Annotated in this window: 12 protein-coding genes; 7 read left to right on the top strand and 5 right to left on the bottom strand. The window is 58.7% G+C overall.

The features are described 5' to 3' along the window. Window positions 1-77: 77 nt before the first annotated feature. Genes JZI28_RS12195 through JZI28_RS12185 form a run of 3 tightly spaced genes read right to left on the bottom strand, consistent with a single transcriptional unit; the run spans window position 78 to window position 2,590 of the window. A complete protein-coding gene (locus JZI28_RS12195; RefSeq protein WP_375697767.1) occupies window positions 78-926 on the bottom strand; it encodes a hypothetical protein in 849 nt (282 codons plus the stop codon). A 33-nt stretch (window positions 927-959) separates the two neighbouring features. Continuing rightward, on the bottom strand, window positions 960-1,652 hold the full coding sequence (locus tag JZI28_RS12190; protein WP_375697766.1) for a nitroreductase family protein: 693 nt from the start codon (window positions 1,650-1,652) through the stop codon (window positions 960-962). Between the two features lie 32 nt (window positions 1,653-1,684). Continuing rightward, window positions 1,685-2,590, bottom strand: a complete 906-nt coding sequence (locus tag JZI28_RS12185) for a LysR family transcriptional regulator ArgP (RefSeq protein WP_375697765.1) — start codon at window positions 2,588-2,590, stop codon at window positions 1,685-1,687. A 128-nt stretch (window positions 2,591-2,718) separates the two neighbouring features. Between JZI28_RS12185 and JZI28_RS12180 the strand changes: the two genes are divergently transcribed. The 3 genes from JZI28_RS12180 to JZI28_RS12170 all read left to right on the top strand — a co-directional run bounded on the left by JZI28_RS12180 (window position 2,719) and on the right by JZI28_RS12170 (window position 5,467). After that, on the top strand, window positions 2,719-3,339 hold the full coding sequence (locus tag JZI28_RS12180; protein WP_375697764.1) for a LysE/ArgO family amino acid transporter: 621 nt from the start codon (window positions 2,719-2,721) through the stop codon (window positions 3,337-3,339). Between the two features lie 180 nt (window positions 3,340-3,519). After that, entirely contained in the window at window positions 3,520-4,380 is an 861-nt protein-coding gene (locus tag JZI28_RS12175; protein WP_375700097.1) for a DMT family transporter, read from the top strand. Between the two features lie 148 nt (window positions 4,381-4,528). After that, the gene (locus JZI28_RS12170; RefSeq protein WP_375697763.1) at window positions 4,529-5,467 is read left to right on the top strand and encodes a DUF1036 domain-containing protein; all 939 of its coding nucleotides are present in this window, start codon (window positions 4,529-4,531) and stop codon (window positions 5,465-5,467) included. 70 nt (window positions 5,468-5,537) lie between these two features. Here JZI28_RS12170 and betI read toward each other — a convergent pair whose 3' ends face one another. Further along, window positions 5,538-6,113: a choline-responsive transcriptional repressor BetI gene (gene betI / locus JZI28_RS12165; protein WP_295452902.1), complete on the bottom strand. Its 576-nt coding sequence runs from the start codon at window positions 6,111-6,113 to the stop codon at window positions 5,538-5,540. A gap of 362 nt (window positions 6,114-6,475) precedes the next feature. On the opposite strand from betI, the gene betC reads away from it, so the two are divergent. The 4 genes from betC (at window position 6,476) to JZI28_RS12145 (ending at window position 11,834) form a co-directional block, all read left to right on the top strand. Next, window positions 6,476-7,984, top strand: coding sequence for a choline-sulfatase (gene betC / locus JZI28_RS12160; RefSeq protein ID WP_297340411.1), 1,509 nt, complete (start codon window positions 6,476-6,478; stop codon window positions 7,982-7,984). 75 nt (window positions 7,985-8,059) lie between these two features. After that, window positions 8,060-9,517 (top strand): betaine-aldehyde dehydrogenase, encoded by a 1,458-nt coding sequence (gene betB / locus JZI28_RS12155; protein ID WP_375697762.1) that lies wholly within the window; start codon window positions 8,060-8,062, stop codon window positions 9,515-9,517. A 204-nt stretch (window positions 9,518-9,721) separates the two neighbouring features. Then, the gene (betA, locus tag JZI28_RS12150) at window positions 9,722-11,377 is read left to right on the top strand and encodes a choline dehydrogenase (protein ID WP_375697761.1); all 1,656 of its coding nucleotides are present in this window, start codon (window positions 9,722-9,724) and stop codon (window positions 11,375-11,377) included. Window positions 11,378-11,594: 217 nt separating this feature from the next. After that, window positions 11,595-11,834, top strand: coding sequence for a YdcH family protein (locus tag JZI28_RS12145; protein ID WP_348155945.1), 240 nt, complete (start codon window positions 11,595-11,597; stop codon window positions 11,832-11,834). A 126-nt stretch (window positions 11,835-11,960) separates the two neighbouring features. On the opposite strand, the gene JZI28_RS12140 is transcribed toward JZI28_RS12145, so the two are convergent. Continuing rightward, a complete protein-coding gene (locus JZI28_RS12140; RefSeq protein ID WP_375697760.1) occupies window positions 11,961-13,349 on the bottom strand; it encodes a short-chain fatty acyl-CoA regulator family protein in 1,389 nt (462 codons plus the stop codon). Window positions 13,350-13,373: the final 24 nt, after the last annotated feature.

The raw sequence follows: 13,373 nt of genomic DNA, 5'->3' as shown, positions 1-13,373 counted from the left end.
GCCTCCGAATCTTCGGGGGCTTTCTGTTTGTGGGTGACCTCTTTGTGGGGGAGAGAGTGGGTGGGGGAGGGAGTGGTCTAAGGCGCACTGCGCAGCATGCCGCCAGCCCATAGCTGCTCTGGGCTGGGCCGCCAAAGCTCTGTTGGGGCAGTGGCGTAGATCTGCTGGATAAAACCGGGGGTGACACCCTGGCCAACAAGGAAATCCCCGTCCTTGCGCTGCTCCGCCATCAGGTCAATCTGCGGCAAGCCGCCAAATATTTCAAGCGAGTAGCCATGAAATCCCAGCTGTCCCTTGGGGCCCAATTGACGCGTGGTTCCAGCAGCAAATATCAGGGTACAGGCCGAGGCACAGAGACCGGGTGCCAGGGTGGAAATCCCCTGCGCCCGGATCAGCTGGGCCACCCCGCGGGCCTCATAGATATGGCCGCCTGGACTGGTAAGCTGCAGCTGCTGAACCCCGGGGTGGTGCAGCAGCTGCGCCTTGATGGTCTTGGTCAGCCCAAAGGTTACCTCGCCGGAAAAAATCAACGCGCGGCCATCCTGTGAAAGGGTCAGACTGTAGCGATCCGCATGGTCCTGAGCACGCTGTTCAGAATAGCTGAGCCCTTCGGGCGGGCGGTTGGCGATTAGCAGGGCCTGCCACCACAGGGACAGTGAGGCGAGCGCCGAGAGCAGCAACAGCAGATAGCCGCCCCAGATCGGCGCCATGGCCCCAGAGCTGAGCATATGGGCGTCGGCGACCCGCAGATGGGCACGGCTGACCCAGAGCAGGCAGACAAAATCCGCAGCAATCAGCCCCCAGACCAGGCTGGGTGGCATCTGGATCAGGTGATTTGCCCCCCACCACAGCAGCAGCGCCAGCCCGCGTGGCAGCAGGATATGCCACAGAAGGCTTGCGCCTAGGCTGCGCGGCTCAGCACTCATCTAGCCAACCAAAGCCTGGACGGATGAGGCGTCTCATTCAAAAACCGTCGAGATGTCTTGCAGGGGCTTTTTCACCTTGGCAACGCTGGGCACCTTGGCGTCTGGGCTGGGATGTCCTACGGCGATGATCATCGTGGGCTTTTCCGAGGCAGGACGCCCAAGTGCGGCATTGAGAAACTTCATCGGGTTGGGGGTATGGGTCAGGCTGCACAGCCCGACAGTATGCAGCGCGGTCAACAGAAACCCGGTGGCGATATTGACGCTTTCGGGAACGTAGTAGTTTTTGTAGCGGGTGCCGTCGTCAAACTCTCCCCACCGCTGGGCAAAGACGACGATCAGCCAGGGCGCTATGGTCAGATGCGGCTTTTCGGCAGTGGTGCCAATGGGCTCCAGTGCCTTGATCCATTCGTCCCCGGCGCCACCGGCGTAAAACCGGCGCTCTTCTGCCTCGGCCTCCTGGCGGATCTGTTGTTTCAACGCGGGGTTAGCAATGGCGACAAAATGCCAGGGTTGATGATTGGCCCCCGAAGGCGCCGTACCGGCGGTTTTGATACATTGCTCAATCACCGCGCGGGCAACCGGCCGCGTGGTGAAATCGCGCACTGTGTGGCGTCGCTGCATATGCGCGAGGTACTCTGCTGCTTTGGTTTGCATCTCCGCATCAGAGTAGTCCGCACGATCTGGCAGCGGCACCGGCGCGTAACTGAGGGCAGATTTTGCGAACATGTTGGGTGCTCCAGAGCGGGGATGGGGGCGATTTACTCCCCCCTGCGGGGGAGCTGGATCAGATGTTGTTTGGCCGAGCCTAACACTGCCCGTGTCAAAGGCGCCAGCGCTGAGGCCATAACACGGCTCACCTGCCATGTGAGGTCAATTTCCAGTGCGCTGTTGGGCAGCAAAGGCACCAGGGTTCCAGAATTCAGCGCGGGCTCAATCAGTTGAACCGGGTTCATGCCCCACCCCAGGCCTGCCTGCGCCCCGTCGGCAAACCCCTGTGTTGAGGGGATGAAATGGCAGGGGGCGGTGATCTGGCGCCCAAACTGCTGCTGGACCCAGCGCTGTTGCAGGGCATCCTTTGCATTATAAATCAGCTGCGGCGCCTGGGCGAGCGTTTCCGGGGTGATGCCCTGACCAAACCATTTTTGCATGAAGGCGGGGCTGGCACTGGCCTCATAGGGCATCGCGCCCAGGGGCTGGGCATTGCAGCCGGTGACCGGGGCGCTGAGGCTGGTGACGGCGGCAGAAACCTCACCGCGTTTCAGCCAATCGGTGCTGTGGTCCTGATCGTCGATGACCAGATCAAACAACAGCCCCGGCGTTGCCGCCATGGCAGAGATGAACCAGGTCGCCAGGCTGTCTGCATTGACGGCAATGCGCAGATGCGGCGGCGTCTGTGGGCTGTTTTGGTCCAGCGCCAGGGCGTTGGACACCTGACCCTCCAGTATGGCGACATCTTCGGCGTGTTTTGCCAGCCGTAGCCCGGCTTCTGTGCCGGTGCAGGGCAGGCCGCGTTTGACCAGGGCCGTACCCACCCGCTCTTCCAGAGCCTTGATCCGCTGTGACACCGCCGAGGGGGTGACAGACAGATTATGGGCTGCGGCCTCAAAGCTGCCCAGGCGCAGGACGGCGGCCAGCGCCGAAAGGTGGTTTGGGTCAAATTGCATTAGGATGTCTTACTTTGGGTGAGCATAATTAATTTTACTACGTTATTGGCGCGGGGTAGTCAAAGCCAGGATCGGGGGCTGAGGCCGCCAGCGATACCAGACACCGCACAACCGAAAGTACCCAGTTTATGCCGCTACTGACATCTCTCCCGCCCAGCCTGTTTGCCGGCTTTGGTCTTGGCTTTAGCCTGATCCTGGCGATTGGCGCACAAAATGCCTTTGTGTTGCGCCAGGGGCTGCGGCGTCAGCATGTGTTCTGGGTCTGCCTGGCCTGTGCCGGATCTGATGCCTTGTTGATTGCCTCTGGTGTCCTGGGCTTTGGATCCTTGGCTGTGGCCTTTCCCTGGTTCGAACCGGTGATGCGGTTTGGCGGCGCGGCGTTCCTGGCCTGGTATGGCGCCCGCAGCCTGTTGGCCGCTTGGCGCGGCGGTGAGATGCTTGACGCTGGGCAGGACGCTGGCAAAAGGCCGCTTTTACCCGTGCTCACAACGGTTCTGGCGCTGACCTGGCTGAACCCACATGTCTACCTGGATACGGTTGTTTTACTGGGGTCTATTTCCGCACAATATGCCGACCCGCTGGTTTTTGGTCTTGGCGCCATGCTGGCCAGTTTTACGTTTTTCTTTTCTTTGGGCTATGGCGCCAGCCTGTTGGCGCCGGTTTTTGCCCGCCCTGGTGCCTGGCAGGTTCTGGATGTCATTGTTGGCCTGACCATGTGGGCCATTTCGCTAAAGCTGCTCTTGATGTGAGAAGTGGCGGCTTGCGCAGGGGGACGGCTAAGCAATCTCATTTGAGGTGATTTACTTGTGAAGGGTTGTATGGCGTGCCGAATGGGTGTTCTGTCAGCCCCATGAACAGGCAGATTGAAAATGACTAGGCACGTGGCAGAACCTGAGAGCAGCAAACACCCAATGGTTGGTGTTTTCTGGATGTTTGTAATGGGTCTATGCTTTGTGGCGGTGACGGCTCTGGTGAAATACCTTGGCGACCGTATCCCCCCGGCTGAATCTGCTTTTTTGCGCTATCTGCTGGGATTGGTGTTTTTGATCCCAATGATTGGAAGTCTGCGCAAGACAACACTGACGCCAAAACTCTGGCTCCTGTTTGCCGGCCGAGGCGTGGTGCATTCCGGCGGCGTTATGTTGTGGTTCTTTGCCATGACCCAGATCCCCTTGGCCGAGGTGACGGCAATGAACTACCTGTCGCCGATCTATGTGACCCTGGGGGCGGCGGTATTTTTGGGTGAAAAACTGGCAGCGCGACGCATCGCAGCGGTTGTTGCAGCCCTGATCGGCGCAGTGATCATACTGCGTCCCGGGTTCCGAGAGATCTCTCCCGGACATATTGCCATGATGTTTACAGCCCTGGCCTTTGGCGCCTCATACCTGCTGGCCAAGTTTACTGTCGACGACACCAACCCGGTGATGGTGGTGGCCATGTTGTCGATCTGGGTGACGCTGGGGCTGGCCCCCTTTGCGGCGGTGGTTTGGGTCACTCCGAGCCTGGGAGAGCTTGCCATTCTCTTTGCGGTGGCCTGTTTTGCCACTGCGGGTCATTTCACCATGACGCTTGCCTTTGCGGCAGCCCCGGTGACGGTGACACAGCCGGTTACCTTTCTTCAACTGATCTGGGCGACTTTACTGGGAGCCTTGGTGTTTTCCGAGCCAGTGGACATCTGGGTCGTTTTTGGTGGTGGGCTGATCCTGGCTGCCATCAGCTTTATCACCTGGCGCGAGGCAATGCTAAAAAGGCGGGCAATTACGCCTCCTGATGCTGCAACAAAGGTGTAGGGCTCAAGACGGTGCTAGAGTTTGGAACTGACAGGGATGCCTGTGTAATACGTGGGGAGCTTTACCCATAATTTTGCAGAAAAAAATAATTTTAAGTGCGCTTATCTGTCTGTTCAGCGGGTTGACCAGCCCGGCCTGGGCTGAGCTGATGATATGCAATGACACTGACCTGCCCCATGAAGTGGCGGTGGGGTTCAAACAAGACGGGCACTGGGTCTCAGAAGGCTGGTGGACAGTGGATGCCTCGGACTGCGTGACGCCGATCCATGGCGATTTGCAGTATCGGTTCTACTATTATCACGCCCGAAACCCGGAGCGGACATTCCACCACGACATGCTTTCCTTTTGTACCCAGCCAGAGCTTTTCAACATCGGCGGGGACAATGATTGTGAGGCGCGTGGCCATGACAAAACCTATTTTGCAAAAATAGATACTGGCCTTGGCAACAAGAATTTTCGCCAGAACTTGAGCACGCATTCCACCCCCTTGGAGGTGCGCTCCAGTCGCGAGCCGGGAACCTGGGGGGCCCCGTTTTCCGGGGAGGTCGTGTTTCTGGATTGCAGCGTTATGTTTCGGGGCAGGTTCCAGTTTTGCAGGTTTATCGGCTCAGGGCGGGTTTTCACCCTGGTCGAAGACAACAGGACACCGCCAGAGGTTTTTGCGACCTTACGGGGGATGGCCAAAGCAACGCCGGTGCAGATCGAAGGAGACTGGGTCGAGCTCTTTGACCATACGGTCGAGATTGCCCTGCGATCGGTAAAGGTGCGGGCGCCAAACGAAGAGGACAGGGTGCTTAAGCTGTTGCAGGGGAACTGGTTTTCAGAGACCGATAGCAAGGATCAATTTACAATTATCGGCAATGAGAGGCAGAGCAATTACGGCGGTGCGCTGACCTCTTTGGAATATCTGTCGGTGATGCCGTTTTGCGATGAATTTGACGGTTTTGGCCCCTACCTTTATGCTTGGGACAGTCAGGGTGGCACCGGGTTATGCTACGAGATCAAAAAGGTGTCCGAGACTGTTCTGGAGTTGATCTACTTGCCCAGGCGCACGGAGCATCGGTATTTCAAGCATTCATCGCCCTGACCCCGCCAAGCTGGTAGTCTCGTGATGGCACCAGAACACTGTCGAGTGGGCAGGCCTTGGCAAAATGGGGCTAGGAGAGGGACAGATCAACCACCCGGTGCGCTGCCAGGCGGGCAGCTTTGGCGTCGACACTGCTTTCTGATTGCGCAGCTTGCAGCCAGACGCCATCCATATAGCACTGCAGGGCGCTGCGCGCTGTTTCGATTTGCTCAGCAGGCAACAGATTGGCCAGCTCAGCCCGCACATGGCTGCGGACACGGGTGCGATTGATTCGATGCAGCCGCGCCAGGCGGGGTGAATAGGGGGCGTTGGCCCAGAACTGCATCCAGAGACTGCACTGCGGCACAGTAAAAAGCGCATCCGAGAAATTGGCATCCATTACCGCATAAAGCCGCTCTTCCGGCGTTCTGGCTGCGCTGTAGCCGGCAATCATCGCGGTGCGCAATTTGCGCAGCAAATGCCGCATAGTGGCCTCCATCAGGCCTTCCTTTGATCCGAAGTAATAGTTGATCGATGCAGCAGAGGCACCAGCCTCACGCGCGATTTCTGCCATTGTAACAACAGAGTAGCCGCGTTTGTGAACGGCGACAATGGTGGCTGCGATCAGCTCTTCGTTGCGAATGTCTCTAATGCGTTTTCTTCCCATGACGAAGTTTTGCGCCACTTGGAGGCAGGTTTCAACTGTTGATGTTTCAAACTAAACTTGAATGACCATTCAAAAATATGTTTGGAGGGGTAGGTTTTCATGCTAGAAGGCCTTTCGATGTCCACAGGGCCAACTCCGCGGGGCCAGGTCCACGGGTCCAGGTTCAGGGGCCGGGTCCACGGGCGCAACAACCATCATGGGAGCCTTGCTCCATTGACAGGCTTTGATTTGCCGCCTTTGCACCGTCGACAGGGAGGTGGCGCGTCAGAAAGTGACGTAAACAAAGTATCGCTCCGGTGTGGGGGCTAAGACGAACGGAACAAAATGGGGTGAAGCCCCTGAAAACATAGGACGCAATGCAGATGACAAAGCCAAATATTCTGGTTCTTATGGTTGATCAGTTGAACGGGACACTGTTTCCGGATGGGCCCGCCGACTGGCTGCATGCGCCAAACCTGAAAAAGCTGGCGGCGCGCTCAACCCGCTTTGCCAATGCCTATACCGCGTCGCCGCTTTGTGCGCCGGGGCGTGCTTCGTTTATGTCGGGGCAGCTGCCCTCGCGCACTGGCGTTTATGATAATGCGGCTGAGTTCCGCTCTGATATTCCCACCTATGCCCATCATTTGCGCCGCGCCGGCTATTACACCTGCCTGTCGGGCAAGATGCATTTTGTCGGCCCCGACCAGCTGCATGGGTTTGAGGATCGCCTGACCACCGATATCTACCCCGCCGATTTTGGCTGGACGCCGGATTATCGCAAACCTGGTGAGCGTATCGAGTGGTGGTATCACAACATGGGCTCGGTCACCGGGGCCGGGGTTGCCGAGACCTCGAACCAGATGGAATACGATGATGAGGTCGCCTATAATGCCACCGCCAAGCTGTATGAGCTGTCGCGTGGGTTGGACGACCGCCCCTGGGCGCTGACGGTCAGCTTTACCCATCCCCATGATCCCTATGTCGCCCGCAAAAAGTACTGGGATCTCTATGAGGATTGCGAGCATCTGCTGCCGCAGACCCCGGCGATGGACTACGCGGATCACGACAACCATGCCAAGCGGATCTTTGACGCCAATGACTGGCGCAGCTTTGACATCACCGAGGACCATATCAAACGGGCGCGCCGCGCCTATTTTGCCAATATCTCTTATCTGGATGACAAGATCGGGGAGATCCTGCAGGTGCTCGAAGACACCCGGCAAGAAGCCACCATCCTGTTTGTCTCGGATCACGGCGATATGCTGGGCGAGCGGGGCCTTTGGTTCAAGATGAGCTTTTATGATGGCTCCGCGCGGGTGCCGCTGATGATTTCCTCGCCCGACCTGCCCGCAGGGCTGGTTGAAACTCCGGTGTCAACGCTGGATGTGAACCCGACCCTGGGGGCGCTGGCCGGCCTGCCCATGGAAGAGATCGCCCCCTGGACCGATGGCGAAGATCTGTGTCCCCTGGCCAAAGGTGTGGAGCGCAGCGCTCCGGTAGCAATGGAATATGCCGCCGAGGCCTCTTATGCGCCGCTGGTGTCCCTGCGCTATGGCAAGTGGAAATACAACCGCTGCAGCCTGGACCCGGATCAGCTGTTTGATCTGGAAGCCGACCCGCTGGAGCGTAACAATCTGGCAGATGATCCGGCCCATGCAGGCACCCTTCAGACGCTCAAGGCCAAGTCCGAAGCGCGCTGGGATCTGGCCCGGTTTGACGCCGATGTCCGCGCCAGCCAGGCCTGTCGTTGGGTGGTCTATGAGGCCCTGCGCCAGGGGGGGTACTACCCCTGGGATTACCAGCCACTGCAAAAAGCCTCCGAGCGCTACATGCGCAACCACATGGATCTCAACACGCTTGAGGACAACAAACGCTTTCCCCGTGGCGAATAGCCCGAAATTTAAATCCCGCCAGTTCAGTCTGCCAGTTCACTTGGCCCCAAATATCCCCGCCGGAGGCATAAAATCATGACTCATCCCGCCCAACCCAAAGCCAGCCATTTCATCAATGGTGCCTATGTCGAAGACACCGCCGGAACGCCAATCCCGGTGATTTATGCCGCGACCGGCGACCAGATTGCCACGGTACACGCCGCAACTCCGGCCATCGTTGAACAGGCCCTTGCCAGTGGCAAGGCTGCTCAAAAGGCCTGGGCCAAGATGAGTGGGACTGAGCGTGGCCGCATCCTGCGCCGGGCTGCAGACATCATCCGCGCGCGCAATCACGAACTTTCGGTGTTGGAAACCTATGATACCGGCAAGCCGCTGCAGGAGACCCTGGTGGCGGATGCCACTTCTGGTGCCGACGCATTGGAGTATTTTGGCGGCCTGGCTGGCAGCTTGACCGGTGAACATATCCCACTGGGCGAGGACTGGGTCTATACCATGCGCGAGGCCCTGGGGCTTTGTGTTGGGATTGGGGCCTGGAACTACCCAACGCAAATTGCCTGCTGGAAGGGCGCGCCTGCGCTGGCCTGTGGCAATAGCATGGTGTTCAAACCCTCTGAGGCCACGCCGCTCTGTGCCTTGAAGGTTGCCGAGATCCTGCATGAGGCCGGGCTGCCAGCCGGGGTTTTTAACGTGGTGCAGGGCATGGGCGAGGTGGGCGCCGCGCTGGTGACAGATCCCCGCGTCGACAAGGTTTCGCTGACCGGCTCGGTGCCCACTGGTAAGAAGGTCTATGCTGCGGCCGCTGCCGACATGAAACATGTCACCATGGAGCTGGGTGGCAAATCGCCAATGATCGTCTTTGATGACGCGGATATCGACAATGCCGTGGGCGGAGCCATCAACGGCAATTTCTACTCCTCCGGGCAGGTCTGCTCGAATGGCACGCGGGTGTTTGTTCAAAAAGGCATCAAGGAGAAATTCCTGGCGCGTCTGGCGGAACGGACCGGCAATGCTGTTATTGGCGATCCCATGGATGAGGCGACTAGTTTTGGTCCCATGGTCAATGAAAACCAGATGAATATCGTTCTGGGCTACATTGAAAAGGGCAAAGCCGAGGGGGCGCGGCTGATCTGTGGCGGCGCACGCTGCGACATGCAGGGCTGGTACCTGCAGCCCACCGTGTTTGCCGATGTCACCGATGGTATGACAATTGCCCGCGAAGAGATTTTTGGCCCGGTCATGTCAGTACTGGATTTTGACAGCGAAGAAGAGGTGGTGGCCCGCGCCAATGACACCGAGTTCGGCCTGTCCGCCGGGGTGTTCACCAAGGATTTCACCCGCGCACACCGGGTGATTGGCAATCTGGAGGCCGGCAGCTGCTTTATCAACTCCTACAACGACGCACCTGTTGAAGCACCCTTTGGTGGGGTCAAGGCATCGGGCGTGGGGCGTGAGAACTCCAAAGAGGCGATCAAGCATTTTAGCCAGGTGAAATCGGTTTACGTGCGTATGGGCGATGTTGAGGCGGCGTTCTGATTGCCCATTCAGGCAACGCCCACCCACCCGCCCCGTTGCCCGAATGGGCAAAGACAAGGGGGCTGCTGAGGGCGCGATACCTGCCTCAGCAGCCCCCAAGCCAATGAAGAGGCGATTTTGGGCTGCCTCAAGGACGAGCCCGCGCCGGCGCGCGGGGCCTGACGGGTGCCTTGACCAGCCCCAAATGCGCGACGGAGAGAAGTGATGAAAGCGGATTATGTGATTGTGGGGGCGGGCTCGGCGGGCTGCGCTATGGCCTATCGTCTGTCTGAGGCGGGGAAATCCGTTCTGGTTATCGAACATGGTGGCACGGATGTCGGGCCGCTGATCCAGATGCCGGGTGCGCTGTCTTATCCGATGAATATGTCGCTCTACGACTGGGGCTACAAATCCCAGCCTGAGCCACATTTGGACAATCGTGAGTTGGTGACACCGCGCGGCAAGGTGGTTGGCGGCTCTTCTTCCATCAACGGGATGGTGTATGTGCGCGGCCACGCGGGCGATTACAACCATTGGGCCGAAAGCGGCGCCCAGGGGTGGTCCTATGCGGATGTGCTGCCCTATTTCAAACGGATGGAAACCTGGGACAGTCGCGGGCAGGGCGGCGATGCCGACTGGCGCGGCACGGATGGCCCGCTGCATGTGACCCGTGGCCCCCGCGACAATCCGCTGCATGATGCCTTTGTCTCGGCCGGCGCGCAGGCGGGCTACCCGGTGACAGAAGATTACAACGGTGAGCAACAAGAGGGCTTTGGCCCGATGGAGATGACCGTCTACAAAGGCCAGAGATGGTCAGCCGCCAATGCCTATCTGCGGCCTGCGCTCAAGCGGGACAATTGCGAGATGATCCGGGGCTTTGCCCGCAAGGTGGTGATCACCGAAGGCCGCGCCACCGGGGTCGAGATTGAGCGCGGCGGCAAGGTTGAGGTCATTGAGGCCGAGATCGAGGTCATTCTGGCCGCCAGTTCAATCAATTCGCCGAAACTGTTGATGCTGTCGGGCATTGGTCCGGCAGAACAGCTGGCGGAGCATGGCATCGAGGTGGTGGCAGACCGCCCCGGCGTTGGGAAAAACCTGCAGGATCACCTGGAATTCTATTTCCAATATGCCTGCAAACAGCCCATCACCCTGTTCAAATACTGGAACCTTTTGGGCAAGGCCTGGGTTGGGGCCCAGTGGTTCTTTAGTAAGACCGGGCTGGGAGCCTCGAACCAGTTTGAAAGCGCGGCCTTCATTCGGTCCGACAAAGGGGTCGATTATCCAGATATCCAATACCATTTCCTGCCCATTGCGGTGCGCTATGACGGTCAGGCTGCGGCTGAAGGGCACGGGTTTCAGGCCCATGTGGGGCCGATGCGTTCAGAATCGCGCGGCGAGATTACCCTCGCCAGCGCCGACCCCAAAGAGGCGCCAAAGATTTTCTTCAACTATATGTCGACGGAACAGGACTGGATTGATTTCCGCAAATGTGTGCGCCTGACGCGAGAGGTCTTTGCACAGGAGGCCATGACGCCCTTTGTGAAGCACGAAATCCAGCCTGGTGACGCTTTGCAAAGCGATGCGGAGATTGACGGCTTTATCCGTGAACATGCGGAAAGCGCCTATCATCCCTGTGGCACCTGCAAAATGGGCGCGTTGGATGACCCGATGGCGGTGGTTGATCCTGAATGTCGGGTGATTGGCGTCGAAGGGCTGCGCGTTGCCGACAGTTCCATTTTTCCACGCATTACCAATGGCAACCTGAACGGCCCCTCAATCATGACCGGGGAGAAGGCGGCAGACCATATTCTGGGACGGCGGTTGCCTGCCTCTAATGCCGAACCCTGGTTCAATAAAAACTGGCAGGAGAGCCAGCGTTAGGGCTGTTTTGCAGTCCACAAAGGCGGCAAGCCGTCGTTCCTGTTGTTTGGGAACGGCGGCTTTTTTCTTCGGCGGCTGGGCTGGTTGCTTGCGGGATTTGGGGTGGAAAAAAAACGCCGCCATATTTGTGTTTTCAGATGTTTGTTTGATCCGCGTCAATGTGACGGAGGGCTGGGGGCAATAGCCTGTTCTTGACCCAAATATAAGGAGCGAACAGATGTCCAATACCCCCCATGAACTGGCAGAAGAATTCCCCGACAAAGTGGAAACAATGAGCCAGTTGAAACAAAACGATGCGCATTTTTCCAAGCTTGCGGATGAGTACCATGAGGTCAACCGCGCGGTACACCGCGCCGAAACCAACGTCGAGCCACTGGAAGAGCTGGCCGAGGTGGAACTGCGCAAAAAGCGCGGCGCATTGAAAGACGAAATCTGGAACATTCTGGCCAAGGCCTGATGTCTGCCAAGGCTGCGAAGATCTGAAACAGATGGAGGCAGCGCAGTGATATGTTCAGTCACGAGTATCAGGGGGGGCGTTTGACGCCCCCCATTTTTGTTGTTCAGCTCTGGGTGCCGCTGGTCTTCAGCTTACTTCGTAGGGCAGAATGCCGCGCTCATCATTGTTGATGCTGAGGCGGCGTTCCAATGGCGGAACCGAGCGCTGATGGCAGGTTTTGCGCTCACAGATGCGACAAGAAATGCCGATGGGCTCATAGGCGGAGGCATGGCTCATTTCCAGATTGTCAGCATAGACCAGGGCCTGAGCATGACGCACTTCGCAGCCCAGAGAGATGGCGTAGCGCCGCACGGGCGAGCCAAAGGAGCCGCCTGATTTGGACACATCCCGCGCCAGCGAGATATAGCGCACCCCGTCCGGGGTTTCGGCCAATTGCCGCAGGAAACGCCCAGGCGTTTCAAAGGCGCGGTGCACGTTCCACAGAGGGCAGGCACCGCCAAAACGGGCAAATTGCAGTCGTGTGGCAGAGTGACGTTTGGTGATGGTGCCTGCCTGATCCACCCGGACGAAGAAAAACGGAATACCCTTTGCGCCGGGACGTTGCAGCGTTGAAAGGCGATGCGCCACCTGTTCGATTGAGGCACCAAACCGGGTGGTGAGGCGCTCCAGGTCGTGACGGTCCTCTTGGGCGGCAGCAAGAAAGCGACCATAGGGCATCAGCGCGGCCCCGGCGAAATAGTTGGCGAGGCCAATTTTGGCGATGGCACGGGCCTCATCGCTTTGGAAGCGGGCAAAATCCAATGTCGCCTCCAGCAGGCTTTCCTGGCTAAGCAGCGCCACCTGCAACAGCAGCTGAAACACCTGCGTCGGCGGGCTGGACCGGTTAGAGAGCCGCAGCGTACGGGTGCTCGGATCATAGCCACGCAGCCCGTCCATATCGGTGATGGAAATGGTGATACCGGCGTTTTCCAGCGCAGTTGTGGCAGCAAGCCGCACATCTGCGGACCCGGCAAAGCGTTCGGCGGCCCGGTCCATGGCATCAATGTAGTTGTCGCAATAATGGAAAAAGTCGCGCACTTCTTCCCAGGGGCTGGCCTGAATGCGGGAATCCTCGCGCCCCAGGGCCTCATCCAGCGAGGCAAGCCGTTCATGGGTCTGGCGATAGGCGCGATGCAGGCTGAGAAAGGCGCGGGCCAGTGCTGGGGCATTGGAGGCCGTGAGCCGCAGATCGGCCAGGGGCGGGGGCTCATCGGCAAAGACCGGATCAGCGATGGCTTCGCGCATGTCACTCACCAGCCGCTCGCTGTCGCCTGTCGACAGTTCCGTAACATCCAGGCCAAACTCCTGCGCCAGCGCCAGAACAACGGTGGTCGATACCGGCCGGTTGTTGTTTTCCATCTGGTTGAGGTAGGGCAATGACACGCCGAGCTTGGCTGCAAATCCTTTTTGTGTCAGCTCAAGCCGGGTCCGCATTTCGCGCAGTTTTGCCCCTGCATAGAGTTTCTGTGTCGCCATTGGAGATACCTTTGCAAACCTGCT

The sequence above is a fragment of the Pseudophaeobacter sp. TrK17 genome (genome assembly GCF_042192375.1).
Classification (GTDB): Bacteria; Pseudomonadota; Alphaproteobacteria; order Rhodobacterales; family Rhodobacteraceae; genus Pseudophaeobacter.
The sequence above is the reverse complement of the archived record's forward strand: the minus strand, read 5'-3'. Positions and strand labels throughout refer to the sequence as shown.

Bases quoted from the DNA above. Each gene is read 5' to 3' on its own strand.
- betB (WP_375697762.1), top strand. From the start codon at position 8,060: ATGACTCATCCCGCCCAACCCAAAGCCAGCCATTTCATCAATGGTGCC.
- betC (WP_297340411.1), top strand. From the start codon at position 6,476: ATGACAAAGCCAAATATTCTGGTTCTTATGGTTGATCAGTTGAACGGG.
- JZI28_RS12185 (WP_375697765.1), bottom strand. From the start codon at position 2,590: ATGCAATTTGACCCAAACCACCTTTCGGCGCTGGCCGCCGTCCTGCGC.
- JZI28_RS12175 (WP_375700097.1), top strand. From the start codon at position 3,520: ATGTTTGTAATGGGTCTATGCTTTGTGGCGGTGACGGCTCTGGTGAAA.
- JZI28_RS12170 (WP_375697763.1), top strand. From the start codon at position 4,529: ATGATATGCAATGACACTGACCTGCCCCATGAAGTGGCGGTGGGGTTC.
- betI (WP_295452902.1), bottom strand. From the start codon at position 6,113: ATGGGAAGAAAACGCATTAGAGACATTCGCAACGAAGAGCTGATCGCA.
- JZI28_RS12195 (WP_375697767.1), bottom strand. From the start codon at position 926: ATGAGTGCTGAGCCGCGCAGCCTAGGCGCAAGCCTTCTGTGGCATATC.
- JZI28_RS12180 (WP_375697764.1), top strand. From the start codon at position 2,719: ATGCCGCTACTGACATCTCTCCCGCCCAGCCTGTTTGCCGGCTTTGGT.
- betA (WP_375697761.1), top strand. From the start codon at position 9,722: ATGAAAGCGGATTATGTGATTGTGGGGGCGGGCTCGGCGGGCTGCGCT.
- JZI28_RS12140 (WP_375697760.1), bottom strand. From the start codon at position 13,349: ATGGCGACACAGAAACTCTATGCAGGGGCAAAACTGCGCGAAATGCGG.
- JZI28_RS12145 (WP_348155945.1), top strand. From the start codon at position 11,595: ATGTCCAATACCCCCCATGAACTGGCAGAAGAATTCCCCGACAAAGTG.
- JZI28_RS12190 (WP_375697766.1), bottom strand. From the start codon at position 1,652: ATGTTCGCAAAATCTGCCCTCAGTTACGCGCCGGTGCCGCTGCCAGAT.